Genomic DNA, 14,123 nt, shown 5'->3' with positions numbered 1-14,123 from the left:
GCACCCCGCTGAGCCCGAAACCGCCCACCGCGAGCGACGCGCCCTCCGGCACATCACCCACCGCCACCGCGGCCGAGGCGACCACCTTGTCCATCCCCGAGCCCCCTCTCTGTCCGGCGTCCCGACCGGTCCGAGGGCCGTCGCGACGGCCGGATTAGTCAGGGCACTGATTATTTGTTCGAGCCGTCCCTCACGCTGCCACCGGGACGGTGGAACCGTCAAGAGCTGGAATATCTCCGGATCAGGATGGGTGCCGGGCCGGGAGCAGAGGGTGCCGTGGCCCGGTATCGTTCAGTGCACCAACGAATTGATGCCATCAGGCATCACCACAGGATCCGGACCACGGGAGCGCATATGGCCGCGGTGGACATCTCCACCCACCCCGGGCACCTCGCCCGGCGGCTCCAGCAGGCGCACTACCTGCTGTGGAACACGATGGTGTCCGAGGAGATCACCTCACCGCAGTTCGCCGTCCTGAACGCGCTCGTCGCCGAGCCCGGCCTCGACCAGCGGACCGTGGGGGAGAGGGTGGGGCTCGACCGCTCGACCATCGCCGAGGTGATCACCCGGCTCGGCCGCCGGGACCTGCTCGACAAGGTCCGCGACCCGCAGGACGGCCGCCGCTTCCTGCTGCGCCCCACCGACGAGGGCACCCGCACCCACCGCCGCCTCTCGGTGCGCGCGGCCCGGATGAACCAGGTCCTCCTGGCCCCGCTGACCAGCGACGAGCGCACCCAGTTCCTCGAACTGATCCGCCGGGTGGCGGACGCGGCGGAAGGACTCCGCAACCCGACGGAGCCGACCGCCGACCGGACCGCCCCCTGACCAGGCATCCACTGACCAGGCGTCCACTGAGCAGGCGTCCGCGCAGGAGGCGTCCGCGCAGGAGGGAGGCGCCCGCTCACTTCTCGGCGAACACCACCCACACCTGCCCGTCCGCGAAGTTCAGCGGCTTGCCGTCGTCCGTCGTGAACCGGGTCCCGCCGGAGGCGTCCGGACGGTCCCACCGGGCGTCGTACGCCTTCCCGTCCCGCAGCACCTCGGCCGTACCCGAACCGACGCTCTCGGTGTACGGGGTGTAGTTGCCGTTGGAGTCATGGAGGGCGGACGGGCGGACAGTGACGTGCTGGACGACCACGGTCGCCGGGGCGACGGCCCCCGCGTCGGTGGTGACCGCCTCCCGGCCGTCCATCGCCACCAGCCAGCGGTCCCGCTGCGGGGACCAGGTGAAGGTGTACTCGGCGGCGGGGAAGCGCACGGTCGTGGAGTTCACCGGGGTGCCGCCGGACGGCGCCGGGCCGTACCGGAACCCCGTGGTCAGCGCGTCGGCGCCGGGCGGGGCGGAGAGCAGCTTGCCGGGGTGCACATACAGGTTGTGCGGGGAGGCGCGGTCGGCGGAGCGGGAGTAGGCGTCGGAGGCGGTGCCCGGCGACTCCGCGTGCACCGGCGCCGCGTCGATCACCGGCAGCAGCTTGTTCTGCGCCCCGGAGAAGGCGAGCATCGGCTCGTCGAACTGGCGCAGCAGCTCAAGATCGCTCTCCCGCGCGCTGCGCACCGGCCCGACCGCCTCCGGCAGCTGGGTCGCGTAGACCGCCATCAGCCGGCTCAGCCCGCCCTCGACCTGCTCGACATAGACGATGTCCGCCGCGTCCAGCCCGGTCTGCGGCCGGGCCTGCGGCACATTGTCGATCTTCACGGCGAGTACCGGGCCGGTGGCCGTCCGGGGACTCTCCGAGGTGGCCGGGGGCGGGCTCACCGGGGCACGGCCGTCGTCCTTGCCGGTGCCGCTGGTGCAGCTCGCCGTCACCGAGACCGTGGCCGCCGCGACCAGCAGCGCCGCCGCCCGTGTGATCCGCCGTCTCCGACCCATACCCACCGTCGCCACCCACCCACTCATGTACCTGATTGTGCGCTTATCGGTCGTTGGATGGCCATACCCACCGATTGTCCGAGCGTTCAGGAGCGCCCCGAGGATTCACCTGGACGGGAGAGAAGTGGGCCGAACGACACAGCGCGGGGGCGTACAGCGCCCGCCTTACAGGGGCGCGGGGAACTGCGCGACAAGCCCCACCGGCCCGCAGCTGTCACGCTCCCTCACCCACCCCCAAACACCTCCCCCAAGTCATAAGAAACCGGCTCCTCCAACTGCCCATACGTACAACTCTCCGGCGTCCGATCCCCCCGCCACCGCCGAAACCTCGCCGTATGCCGAAACCGCGCCCCGTTCTCCATATGGTCGTAGGCCACCTCAGCCACCCGCTCCGGCCGCACCGGCACCCAGGACAGATCCTTCTTCCCGGACCAGCGGCTGGGCGCCCCCGGCAGCCGCGCCCCCGCGTGCGCCGCCTCGTCCGCCCAGGCCGCCCACGGATGCCCGGCGGCATCAGCCATCCGCAGCGGCTCCAGCTCCCCGATCAGCTCCTCCCGGCGCTTCATCGAGAACGCGGCGGACACCCCGACATGCTGGAGGACACCCCGGTCGTCGTAGAGCCCGAGCAGCAGGGAGCCGACCACCGGGCCGCTCTTGTGGAAGCGGTAGCCCGCCACCACCACATCCGCCGTGCGCTCATGCTTGATCTTGAACATGGCCCGCTCGTTCTGGAGATACGGCAGCGTCGGCGGCTTGGCGATCACCCCGTCCAGCCCGGCCCCCTCGTACTGCTCGAACCAGCGCGCGGCCAGTGCGGTGTCAGTGGTCGCCGGGGCCAGATGGACCGGGGCGGTGACCCCGGACAGCGCCCTGACCAGCAGCGCCCGCCGGTCGCTGAGCGGCACGTCCAGCACCGCGTCGTCGTACAGCGCGAGCAGGTCGAACGCCACGAACGACGCCGGGGTGCGTTCGGCGAGCTGACGGACCCGGGAGTCCGCCGGGTGGATCCGCTCGGTGAGCGCGTCGAAGTCCAGCCGTCCGCCACGGGCGATGACGATCTCGCCGTCCAGTACGCAGCGCTTCGGCACCCGGTCCCTGAGGGCCGTCACCAGTTCGGGGAAGTACCTGGTCAGCGGCTTTCCGGTGCGGCTGCCCAGCTCCACCTCGGTGCCGTCGCGGAACACGATCGCCCGGAACCCGTCCCACTTCGCCTCGTACTGCATGCCCGGCGGGATCTTCGCCACGGACTTGGCGAGCATCGGCTTCACGGGTGGCATCACCGGGAGATCCATGCCAAAGATTCTCCGCCCGGTAGTGGTGTTCTGCCCGATATGCGGGGTACGGGCGGCCCGCCTACCGTGGCTCGCATGGGTGAAGCGGTGGAGCTGGAGGTGGCCGGCCGGACCGTACGGCTGTCCAGTCCCGGCAAGGTGTTCTTCCCGGAGCGCGGGTTCACCAAGCTGGACCTCGCGCGCTACTACATCGCCGTCGGCCCCGGCATCCTGCGTGCCCTGCGCGACCGGCCGACCACCCTGGAGCGCTACCCCGAGGGCGTCACCGGGGAGTCCTTCTTCCAGAAGCGGGCGCCCAAGAACATGCCCGACTGGATCCCCACCGCCCACATCACCTTCCCCAGCGGGCGCAGCGCCGACGAGATGTGCCCGACCGAGGAGGCGGCCGTGGTCTGGGCGGCCCAGTACGGCACCCTCACCTTCCACCCCTGGCCGGTGCGGCGCGCGGATGTCGACCACCCCGACGAACTCCGCATCGACCTGGACCCCCAGCCCGGTACCGACTTCGACGACGCCGTGCGCGCCGCGCATGAACTGCGCGCGGTGCTGGACGAGTTCGGCGGACTGCGCGGCTTCCCCAAGACCTCCGGGGGACGCGGGCTGCATGTCTTCGTGCCGATCGAACCGCGCTGGACCTTCACCCAGGTGCGCCGCGCCGCCATCGCCGTGGGCCGGGAACTGGAGCGCCGGATGCCGGACCGGGTCACCATCAAGTGGTGGAAGGAGGAGCGCGGCGAGCGCATCTTCGTGGACTACAACCAGACGGCCCGCGACCGCACCATCGCCTCCGCCTACTCGGTGCGCCCCCGCCCGCACGCCCCCGTCTCGGCGCCGCTGCGCTGGGAGGAGGTCGGGGTGGCGCACCCGAGGGACTTCGATCTGGCGACCATGCCGGTCCGGTTCGCCGAGGCCGGTGACGTCCACGCCGACATGGACGACCACCGCTACTCCCTGGAGTCCCTGCTCGACCTCGCCGCGCGCGACGAACGCGACCACGGCCTCGGTGATCTGCCGTATCCGCCGGAGTACCCGAAGATGCCGGGCGAGCCGAAACGGGTGCAGCCGAGCCGAGCGAAGAAGGACTGACCGGGCCCGAGAGGGCCGGAAACAGCCGGGGGCCGGTCCCGCGCCCGCCGTCCTGGCGTGCCCGGAACCGGCCCCCGGCCTCCGTCGCCGCTCAGGGCGCCAGACAGGCGGTCCCCGGCACCTCGGCGGGTACCCCGAGACCGCCGAGCGAGATCAGTCCGGTCACCTCCTGCACGGCGCAGTCGACCGTGGCGATCGGGTCCGGAATGGCGACGGCGGGTGCGGACAGGACGCCGACCAGGGCGAGGGCGCCGAGGGCGACGGCTGCGATACGGGGCATGAACTTCCTCCAAGGAAGCGGCGGTTGTGTCGGGTCGAGCCTGCCCTGATGTGTGCGCCCATTTCCCATTCGTCACTCGAATGAGTCTGCTGAATCGATCCAGCGATTCCCGGGGTTCACGGATCGATCGCGTTCTGACGTTCTTGGATCGGCGGTTTTCGGACTGATGATCTATATATCAGCCAATTAGTCACGGAATGCACCATTCCCGCTTGTGTGGACCAGGAGGTCTGGACCAATCTTCCCCGTGTCATCACGGGCGGAACCCTGATGACCCCGACGAAAGGGAGGGCCCACCCTCATGTCCCTGCGCAAGATGTTCGCCACCGCCGCCGTGGTCGGCGCGGTCGCCACCGCCGGACTGATCGCCGCTCCGGCCGCCCAGGCCGCGAGCCCCGCCTCCGCCTCCGACACCCAGGTGGGCCCCACCCGATGGGTCCCCTGGGGCACCTACTCCAGCCAGGGCGCCTGTTTCTACGCCGGTAACTGGGCGGTCATGAACGCCGGCGCGTCCTACTTCAACTGCTACGAGATCGCCCCCGGCCAGTGGGCCCTGGAACTCTGGCGCCCCTGACCGGATCGCCCCCGGGCGAACCGCACGAAGCGCCTGCGACCGCTCCCCCGGTCGCAGGCGCTTCGCCGTGTCGCCAGCCGCGTCACTCGCGGTGTCGGCTCGCGGTGTCTACAACTCCTTGATCCGGATGTCTCGGTACGAGATCACATCCGTGGTCCCGTGCACCTGGAGCCCGAGGTAGCCGGAGGCGTACCGGCGTCCGTCCGTGCCCGGGTCGTCCCCGCGCGGCGGGACGAACTCCTGACCACCGGTGTTGTCGAACTCATTGATCAGCACACCGTTGCGGTACACCGAGTAGTGCTGGTCGACCACCCGGATCTCGTAGTCGTTCCAGGTGCCCTTCTGGGTCACGCCCGCGCCGGCCAGACCCACCCGGTCGAAGCCGTAGACCGAGCCCGTCTTGTACATATCGCCGTCGGGACGGTCCAGGACCTGCACCTCATGGCCGAACTTGATGGCGACCCACTCCGGCCGGGACTCCTCCGGATGGTTCAGCACGCCCGGGAAGCGCACGAAGACACCGGAGTTGGCGTTGCCGGTGCCCGGGGCGTCGTCCCGCCACTGGAGGCGCAGCGAGAAGTCGCCGTACTTGCGCTGCGGGAACCACAGCATGCCCATGCCCGCGGTGGTGGTGCCGCTGGTCATCGAGCCGTCCGGGTTCAGGGCGAAAGAACCGCCGCCCACCTGCTGCCACTTGGCGAAGGAGGAGGCGGTGCCGTCGAAGATCGGGCTGTAACCCGTGGTCTGGCCCGGGGTGCCGATGCCGGACTGCTTGGCGGCCCGGGTGATGGTGTTGTACTCGCGCTTGTCGATCACCCCGTCCTTGCGCAGCCGGTCCAGCACCGTCTTGACATGCTTGAGGAACAGCGCGTGGGACGTCCACTGCTTCTCGTCCTCGATCAGCTCGTTGATCCGGCACCGGTTCTCGGTCAGCCGGTTCGGCACCCCCGAGTCGACCGTGCCGACGATCACCGTCAGCCGCTCGTCGTACTCGGCGCAGTTCGGCGCGGGCGGACCGCTCGACACCACGGTGAAGTGCGCGGTGCGCGCCGCCGCCGTGTTGCCCGCCTTGTCCGTCGCCCGGTAGGCGAGGGAGTGCGCCCCCGCCCGGTCGACGACCACCGGCGCGGAGTACGTCAGATACGGGCCGCCGTCGAGCGAGTACTCGATCCGGTCGACACCCGAACCGCCCTCGTCCGTCGCCGTCACCGTCACCCTGGCGTTGCCGATGTACGCCCCGTCGGAGTTGCGCGAGCCGTCCACCGCGACACCCGTCACCGGGGCCGTGGTGTCCTCGGGCGGCGCCGCCACCACCGTGAACTGCACACTCTTCACGGCGGCCACATTGCCCGCCTTGTCGGTCGCCCGGTAGCGGACGGTGTGCGCGCCGACCTGGTGGACCATCACCGGCGCGGTGTACGGCTGCCAGGCCCCGTCGGCACCGATCGCGTACTCGATGGTGTTGACGCCGGAACCGGTGTCCGAGGCGGAGACCGTCACCGTCGCCATATCGACATAGGTGCCGTCCGGGTTGCGCTCGCCCGTCACGGTCGCCGAGGTCTCCGGGGCGGTGGTGTCATCGGTCTGGGGGGCGACGACGGTGAACTCCGCGGCCTTCTCCGCCGAGACATTGCCCGCCTTGTCGGCCGCCCGGTAGCGCACCATGTGCGCCCCGACCCGGTCGACGACCACCGGCGCGGTGTAGGGCTGCCAGGCGCCCTCGTCGCCGATCGCGTACTCGATCCGGTCGACGCCCGAGCCGCCCGACTCGTCACTCGCCTCGACCGCCACCGTCGCCGAACCCACGTACTCGCCCTGGGTGTTCTGCGTGCCGGTGACCCGCGCGGACGCGGTCGGGGCGGTGGTGTCCTCGCCGCTGCCCTCGGTCACCACCAGGATGCCCTGCATCATGCCGTGGCCGGGGATCGTGCAGTGGTAGAAGTAGCGGCCCGGGGTCAGATTGACCTGGGCGGTGTGCTTGCCGCCATTGGCGTCGGACGGATTGGCCAGGATGTTCAGCTGCACATCGCTGTTGAACTCCGGGTCGCTGGTCACGAACGTCAGGGTGTGCGGCATCCCGGTGGTGTTCCCGGTCGCCGTGCTGTTCTCGAACACGATCGTCGCCGGACCGGCCACCGCGGTCTGCGGCGCCGACAGATAGCGGTCGATCGGATCGCCCGCCGTCCAGGTCAGCGTCTGCTCCGCCGCGGGCGCCGCCGGAGCGGCGGGCGCGGCCGGCTGCTGCCCGAGGGCGGGCGCCGACGCCAGCCCCAGCATCATCAGGACGGCCGCCAGCAGCGCCGTGCACAGCCGGCCCCGTCCCGGTCCTCTCGCCGTTCCCTGGCGTCTCACTTGGCCCCCTTCGCGAGCTGGCCCGCGGCCGGGGTCGGGCCGCCGCCGGTGTAGGTGACCCGCCACAGCGCCGACTTGCCGTCCGAGGTGAAGAAACCCCGGCCGTAGTCGAGCGCGTACAGCGCGCCGTCCGGACCGAATCTCCAGTCCATGAGGTTCCTGATGCCGTCGTTGCCGACCGGCACGATCTTCTTCAGCGACTCCGAGTGCACCGGGATCCCGCCGGAACCGACCGTCTTCGGATCCATGACGACCGCGTTCCGCGGCTGGTCGGCGTCGTAGAAGTCACCGACGAACCACTTGCCGTCCCAGTACGACGGCCACTTCACCGCGCTCTGCGAGGCGCTGTCGTAGCGGTACACCGGCCCGTTCATCGCGGCCTGGCCACCACCCTTCAGCCAGGGCAGCGCGTACGTCGACTCCTCCTGCTTGTAGGAAGGCACCCCGTTCGCGTCGCGCGGGAAGTCGGGGCCGCCGCCCTGCGGGGAGTACCAGATGTTGTTGCCGGTCACCGGCGGCAGATTGACCAGACCGTCGTTGTTCGGCGACTCGTTCTTCGGCGCGTCGCAGTCGTACCAGCCCAGTGGCTGCGCGGGATCGGGCAGATTGCGGTCCCGGTAGGGCTGCTTGTTGCCCATGCAGTACGGCCAGCCCCGGTTGCCCGCCTCGGTGATCGCGGCGAAGGTGTCGTACTTCGCCGGGCCCCAGGTCGTCGACGGCGACCCGGCGTCCGGGCCCACCCAGCCCGCGTACAGGATGTCGGTCTGCTGGTCCACGAAGATCCGGGCCGGGTTGCGCACCCCCATCACATAGATCTCGCCGCGGGTCTTGCCGCCGCCCTCGTCGGGCTCCTTGCCGGTGAAGAGGTTCCCCTTGGGCAGGGTGTAGGTCCCGTCCGGCTCCGGGTGGATGCGAAGGATCTTGCCGTTGAGGTTGTTGGTGTTGCCCGCGGTGCGGCGGGCGTCGGCGAAGGAGACGCCCTTGTAGCTGGGCTGTGGGTTGTTGCCCGAGTAACCGCCGCTGAACCCGCTGGAGTTGTTGTCACCGGTCGCGATATACAGATTGCCCTGTGAGTCCCAGGTCATCCCGCCGCCCGCGTGACAGCAGCTGTGGATCTGCACCGGCCACTTCAGCAGCACCTTCTCGCTGCCCAGGTCCAGTTTGTCGGTGGCCTGGTCGAGCGTGAACCGGGAGACCCGCCGCTCGGCCATCCGGGTGTCCCGGTCGATCCGGTCGTGCGGGGTGTAGTGCAGATACACCCACCCGTTCGCGGCGAAGTCCGGGTCCAGCTCGATCCCGAGCAGCCCCTCCTCGACCTTGACCAGTTCGTCCCCGCCGCCCTTGTTGCCGAACACGGTCAGCGCCCCGGCCAGGGTGACCTGCTTGGTCTTCGGGTCGTAGACATGGATCTCGCCCTTGCCCTTGCCGATGTCCGGGTTGTTCCAGTCCCTGATCACCGGCTGCGAGGAGTCGGCACCGCCCCGGCCGATGTAGAACACCCGGCCGTCCGGCGCGGTGACCAGCCCATGAGGCTCGCCGATCTGGTCGTTCTGGCCCGGCTGATTGGGCTGGGTGAGCCGCTCGGCTCTGTAGTTGCCGGTGATGGTGGCCTTGCAGTCGGCCTGCACCAGCCGGGTGGTCCACAGCAGCGCGCCGCGCAGATGCGCCCGGAAGTCGGTCTCGTCGTACGCGGCGGCGGTACCGCCCATCCCGGTGTAGAAGGACCGGCCGCCGTCGTAGTCGCGGCACCAGCTCACCGGATGGTCCCAGCCATGGGCGCTCGCGCCCGGCTTGTACGTCGACTCCCGCACCCGGGCGACCGTGTGCACCTCGCCGGACGGGTTCTTCACCCAGTTCGACCAGACGTCGGGCCGCTTCCAGGTCAGCGGCAGCCCCTTGGTCGCCGGGTGCTGACGGTCGCCGATCTCGACCGTCGCGCGCTGGACGTTCGTGGGGCTGGACGCGGCCGGCCGGGCACCGATCAGCCCGGTGAACCAGTCCGAGTAGGGCTCGGCCCGCGCCGCGTCATGGACGCCCAGGAAGCCGCCGCCGGCCTCCATGTACGCCTCCAGACCGGCCTCCTGCTCCGGGTCGAGGATGTCCCCGCCGCCGGTGACGAACGCGATGGCGTTGTAGCGGCCCAGCTGTGTGGCGTTGGTGAAGACCGAGGCGTCGTCGGTCGCCTCGGTGGTGTACCGCTGGCCCGCCGGAGCGGACAGCCCGATCTTCTCGATCGCCTCGATCCCGGCGTTCACCACGGGCGACTCCTCGCCGCCCGCCGCGGAGCCGTAGAACACCAGCACGCGTACGTTCGCGCCGCCCGGGGGCGACTTGATGGACATCGTTGTCAGCGACGGATCTGGGGCCGGGCGGGCGCTCGCGGACGGACCCGAGAGCAGGCCTGCGGTGACGAACCCGGCGGCCAGCACGGCGGTCAGGGCCCGCCGCCCGGCCCTTCTCCCGGCGCGTCGTGGTCCTGGCGGCTGTCCCGGCGGCTGTCCCGGTGTCCCCGAATCCGGTGCGGGAAAGGGTCTTTGGTGCGTCGTGGACCGCATGTGGTCTTCCGTCCCTCGTCGGTTCACAGTCGGCGCCAAGGAAGCTAGACCTCTTTGCTCGATTCGCCAATAGGTATGACCGTGAAGAAACAAACTTTGTCCTGAGTGTGGAAAAACCCCCGGACTCCCGGCTACCGTCTCGAATCCCGTACCGACGTGGGGAGTTCGGCATGGACAGACGCGGATTCAACCGGCGGGTGCTGCTGGGCGGCGCGGCGGTCGCGACATCGTTGTCCCTGGGACCCGATGCCGTGAGCGCCGAGGGCCCGGCCCGTACCGCCCCGGCCGGCGGCGAGACCCGCCGGATCAAGCTCTACGCCGAGCGGCTGGACGGCGGCAAGATGGGCTACGGCTTCGAGAAAGGCAAGGCCAGCGTCCCGGGACCGCTGATCGAGCTGAACGAGGGCGACACCCTGCACATCGAGTTCGAGAACACCATGGACGTGGCCGTCAGCCTCCATGTCCACGGCCTGGACTACGAGATCACCAGCGACGGCACCAAGATGAACAACAGCCATGTCGAGCCCGGCGCCACCCGCACCTACACCTGGCGCACCCATGCCCCGGGCCGCCGCAAGGACGGCACCTGGCGGGCCGGCAGCGCGGGCTACTGGCACTACCACGACCATGTGGTGGGCACCGTGCACGGCACCGGTGGCATCCGCAACGGTCTGTACGGCCCGGTGATCGTCCGCCGCAAGGGGGACATCCTGCCCGACCGCACCCACACCGTCGTCTTCAACGACATGAACATCAACAACCGCCCCGCGCACACCGGCCCCGACTTCGAGGCCACCGTCGGCGACCGGGTCGAGTTCGTGATGATCACGCACGGCGAGTACTACCACACGTTCCATATGCACGGTCACCGCTGGGCCGACAACCGCACCGGCCTCCTCACCGGCCCCGACGACCCCAGCCAGGTGATCGACAACAAGATCGTCGGCCCCGCGGACTCCTTCGGCTTCCAGGTGATCGCGGGGGAGGGGGTGGGCGCGGGCGCCTGGATGTACCACTGCCATGTCCAGTCCCACTCCGACATGGGCATGGTGGGCCTGTTCCTGGTCAAGAAACCGGACGGCACGATTCCCGGCTACGACCCGCACGCGGGCCATGGGGCGGCGGCGCCGCCTAAGGGGACGGGGGAGGGGGGCGCGGCGGCGCAGGGTGCGGAGCCGGAGGGAGCGGGGGCGCCGAAGTCGGGCGGGGCGGCCACGGAGCCGAGGCCGGGCGGGGAGTCCGGGCACGCGCACTGACCCCCGGGCATCATGGCGGGGTGACCCGACTGCTCACCCGAAGTGATCTGGAAGCCCTGCTGGACCCGGCGGAATGCATCGCCGCGCTGCGGGAGGGGTTCGTCCGCGCCCCCGCCGAGGCGGACGGCCGCCGGATACGGACCGACCTCCCGTTCCCCGGCACGGCCACCGCCCTCATCCCCGGTCTGCTGCCCGGCATCGACGCCTACACCGTCAAGGTCAACGCCAAGTTCCCGGCCGCCCGTCCGGCCCTGCGCGGAGTGGTCTGCCTGCACGGCGGACGGGACGGCGAACTGCTCGCCCTCCTCGACTCCGCCACCCTGACCGCCTGGCGCACCGGCCTCGCCGCCGCCCTCGGCACGCATGCCCTCGCGGGCGACGGCACGAGGGTCGGGGTGATCGGCGCGGGCGCGCAGGCGGACCTGATGGTCCGCGGCCTGGCGACGCTCCGCCCGCGCACCGACCTGGTGGTGACGGACACGGACCCGGCGCGCGCGGAGGCGTTCGCGGCGCGGTACGGGGGCCGGTCGGTGGCGGACGCGCCCGAGGTCGCAGCGGCGTCGGACATCATCCTCCTGGCCACCTGGTCCCGAGCCCCCCTCCTCGCCCTCTCCGACACCCGCCCCGGCACCCATCTCACCAGCCTGGGCGCCGACGAGCCCGGCAAGCAGGAACTGGCCGCGGACCTCCTCGCGGAGTCCCTGCTGGTCGTGGACGACCGCGAGCTGTCCACGCAGATGGGCGCCCCGGCCGCGGCGGGCCTCCCGCCGGACACGACCCTCGCCGACATCCTGCGAGGCACCCACCCCGGCCGCACCACCCCCACCCAGCGAACGGTCTACGCCCCCGTGGGCCTCCCCTGGCAGGACCTCGCCCTGACCTGGCTGGCCTACAACACCCCCGGGTCGAGGGGCGCAAACGTGGACCTTCTGTCCTGACCACGGCAGCACTTTCCCAGACACGCCACTCAGCCCAACCCCCTCAGGGGCGCCCCGGGGCACTATGCACGCCGCCGCAGCCCAACCCCCTCCAGGGGCGCGGGGAACTGCGCGACCAGCCACGACGAGCCCGCACGGACGCCCCCGGCCGAGGGCCCCACTCCTCACGCCGCCGCAGCCCAACCCCCTTCAGGGGCGCGGGGAACTGCGCGACCAGCCACGACGAGCCCGCACGGACGGCCCCGGCCGAGGGCCCCACTCCACTCGCCGCCGCAGCCCAACCCCCTTCAGGGGCGCGGGGAACTGCGCGACCAGCCACGACGAGCCCGCACGGACGGCCCCGGCCGGGGGCCCCACTCCTCACGCCGCCACGGCCCAACCCCCTTCAGGGGCGCGGGGAACTGCGCGACCAGCCACGACGAGCCCGCACGGACGGCCCCGGCCGAGGGCCCCACTCCTCACGCCGCCGCAGGTCAACCCCCTCCAGGGGCGCGGGGAACTGCGCGACCAGCCACGACGAGCCCGCACGGACGGCCCCGGCCGAGGGCCCCGCTCCACTCGCCGCCGCAGGTCAACCCCCTCCAGGGGCGCGGGGAACTGCGCGACCAGCCACGACTGGCCCGCACGGACGGCCCCGGCCGGGGGCCCCACTCCTCACGCCGCCGTAGCCCAACTCCCCCAGGGGCGCGAGGAACCGCGCACCCCACCCCAACCACCCCGCACCCAACCACCCCCACCCCCTCGCTATCCTGACCCCACCCCAAAAACCCGGAGCCCCCCAAAGTGACCGACACCGCACCCCCGCCGGAGGCGCACGCGCGACCCACGCTGGAAGAAGTCGCCGCGCGGGCCGGAGTGTCACGAGCCACAGCCTCCCGCGTGGTGAACGGCAGCGACGCCGTCCGCGCCCCCCTCGCGGAGCGGGTCCGCCGGGCCGTCGAGGAACTCGGCTACGTCCCCAACCAGGCCGCCCGCAGCCTCGTCACCCGGCGCCACGACGCCATCGCCGTCGTCGTCGCCGAACCCGAGACCCGGGTCTTCGCCGACCCCTTCTTCGCCCTCCAGCTCCGCGGCATCAGCAAGGAGCTGACCGCACACGACAACCAACTCGTCCTGCTGCTCACCGAGGGCCGCGACGACCACGCCCGGGTCGGCCGCTACCTGGCCGGCGGCCATGTCGACGGCGCGCTGGTCTTCTCCCTCCACCTGGACGACCCCCTGCCGGCCCTGATCCACCGCGCGGGCGTCCCCGCGGTCTTCGGCGGTCGCCCCGGCTGGCGCGACACCGACACCCACCCCGACCTCGACACCGCCCCCGACATCAGCCGCGGCAGCGCCCCCGCCACCGGCCCGACCATCTACGTCGACAGTGACAACCGCGGCGGCGCCCGCGACGCCGTGCGCCATCTCCTCGCCCTCGGCCGCACCCGGATCGCCCACATCACCGGCCCCCCGGACCAGACCTCCGCGGCGGACCGGCTCGACGGCTACCGCGAGGTCCTCCCGGACGGCGACCCCGCGCTGGTGGCGGGCGGCGACTTCACCCCGGCGGGCGGGGAGCGGGCGATGCGGGAACTGCTCGACCGGCGCCCGGACCTGGACGGAGTCTTCGCGGCGAACGACCTCACGGCCGTGGGCGCCCTGCGGGTGCTGCGGGAGCGGGGCGTGCGGGTACCGGAGGAGGTCGCCGTGGTCGGCTTCGACGACATGCTGCCGATCGCCGAGCAGTCCGACCCCCCGCTGACAACGATCCGTCAGGACATCGAGGGCATGGGCCGTCTGATGGCCCAGCATCTGCTCACCCGCCTACGGGGCCGCTCCACGGCCACCCCGCCCACGAGCGTGATCCTCCCGACAACCCTGATCCACCGCGCCTCCGCCTGACCGCCCCGCCTCCCCCCCGCACCCAGCCCCCTGCAC

General features: G+C 71.4%; 11 protein-coding genes and 1 pseudogene. 6 read left to right on the top strand and 6 right to left on the bottom strand.

The window, feature by feature from the left end; genetic code table 11:
• Positions 1–94 (bottom strand): annotated as a pseudogene (locus ABZX40_RS40115) (succinyl-CoA--3-ketoacid-CoA transferase); the annotation flags it as partial.
• 260 nt (positions 95–354) lie between these two features.
• Between ABZX40_RS40115 and ABZX40_RS40110 the strand changes: the two are divergent.
• A complete protein-coding gene (locus ABZX40_RS40110) occupies positions 355–825 on the top strand; it encodes a MarR family transcriptional regulator (RefSeq protein ID WP_355750430.1) in 471 nt (156 codons plus the stop codon).
• A 76-nt stretch (positions 826–901) separates the two neighbouring features.
• Here the strand turns inward: ABZX40_RS40110 and ABZX40_RS40105 are convergent, their stop codons facing one another.
• Together ABZX40_RS40105 and ABZX40_RS40100 are read right to left on the bottom strand one after the other, a co-directional pair.
• Entirely contained in the window at positions 902–1,870 is a 969-nt protein-coding gene (locus ABZX40_RS40105) for a DUF3048 domain-containing protein (protein ID WP_355750439.1), read from the bottom strand.
• A 224-nt stretch (positions 1,871–2,094) separates the two neighbouring features.
• Positions 2,095–3,162, bottom strand: coding sequence for an ATP-dependent DNA ligase (locus ABZX40_RS40100; protein WP_355750427.1), 1,068 nt, complete (start codon positions 3,160–3,162; stop codon positions 2,095–2,097).
• Between the two features lie 75 nt (positions 3,163–3,237).
• Here ABZX40_RS40100 and ligD point away from each other — a divergent pair, with 75 nt between their 5' ends.
• Complete coding sequence (gene ligD / locus ABZX40_RS40095; protein WP_355750424.1) at positions 3,238–4,248, top strand: non-homologous end-joining DNA ligase; 1,011 nt, start codon at positions 3,238–3,240, stop codon at positions 4,246–4,248.
• 91 nt (positions 4,249–4,339) lie between these two features.
• Here the strand turns inward: ligD and ABZX40_RS40090 are convergent, their stop codons facing one another.
• Positions 4,340–4,528, bottom strand: coding sequence for a hypothetical protein (locus ABZX40_RS40090; RefSeq protein WP_355750422.1), 189 nt, complete (start codon positions 4,526–4,528; stop codon positions 4,340–4,342).
• 301 nt (positions 4,529–4,829) lie between these two features.
• Here ABZX40_RS40090 and ABZX40_RS40085 point away from each other — a divergent pair, with 301 nt between their 5' ends.
• Positions 4,830–5,102, top strand: coding sequence for a hypothetical protein (locus tag ABZX40_RS40085; RefSeq protein WP_355750420.1), 273 nt, complete (start codon positions 4,830–4,832; stop codon positions 5,100–5,102).
• A 108-nt stretch (positions 5,103–5,210) separates the two neighbouring features.
• Here ABZX40_RS40085 and ABZX40_RS40080 read toward each other — a convergent pair whose 3' ends face one another.
• Together ABZX40_RS40080 and ABZX40_RS40075 are read right to left on the bottom strand one after the other, a co-directional pair.
• A complete protein-coding gene (locus ABZX40_RS40080) occupies positions 5,211–7,382 on the bottom strand; it encodes a family 16 glycoside hydrolase (RefSeq protein ID WP_355750436.1) in 2,172 nt (723 codons plus the stop codon).
• Positions 7,383–7,450: 68 nt separating this feature from the next.
• Positions 7,451–9,880 carry a ThuA domain-containing protein gene (locus tag ABZX40_RS40075; protein ID WP_355750433.1) on the bottom strand — a complete coding sequence of 810 codons (2,430 nt, stop codon included), beginning with the start codon at positions 9,878–9,880 and terminating at the stop codon, positions 7,451–7,453.
• A gap of 299 nt (positions 9,881–10,179) precedes the next feature.
• Here ABZX40_RS40075 and ABZX40_RS40070 point away from each other — a divergent pair, with 299 nt between their 5' ends.
• From ABZX40_RS40070 to ABZX40_RS40060, 3 genes are all read left to right on the top strand, one after another.
• Positions 10,180–11,265, top strand: coding sequence for a multicopper oxidase domain-containing protein (locus ABZX40_RS40070; protein WP_355750417.1), 1,086 nt, complete (start codon positions 10,180–10,182; stop codon positions 11,263–11,265).
• Between the two features lie 20 nt (positions 11,266–11,285).
• A complete protein-coding gene (locus ABZX40_RS40065; RefSeq protein ID WP_355750414.1) occupies positions 11,286–12,203 on the top strand; it encodes an ornithine cyclodeaminase family protein in 918 nt (305 codons plus the stop codon).
• Between the two features lie 783 nt (positions 12,204–12,986).
• The gene (locus tag ABZX40_RS40060) at positions 12,987–14,087 is read left to right on the top strand and encodes a LacI family DNA-binding transcriptional regulator (protein WP_355750412.1); all 1,101 of its coding nucleotides are present in this window, start codon (positions 12,987–12,989) and stop codon (positions 14,085–14,087) included.
• Positions 14,088–14,123 lie beyond the last annotated feature (36 nt).

The sequence above is a fragment of the Streptomyces sp. NPDC004610 genome, assembly GCF_040609715.1.
In the GTDB taxonomy this organism is placed as follows: Bacteria; Actinomycetota; Actinomycetes; order Streptomycetales; family Streptomycetaceae; genus Streptomyces.
This window is presented reverse-complemented; position numbering and strand designations above follow the sequence as displayed.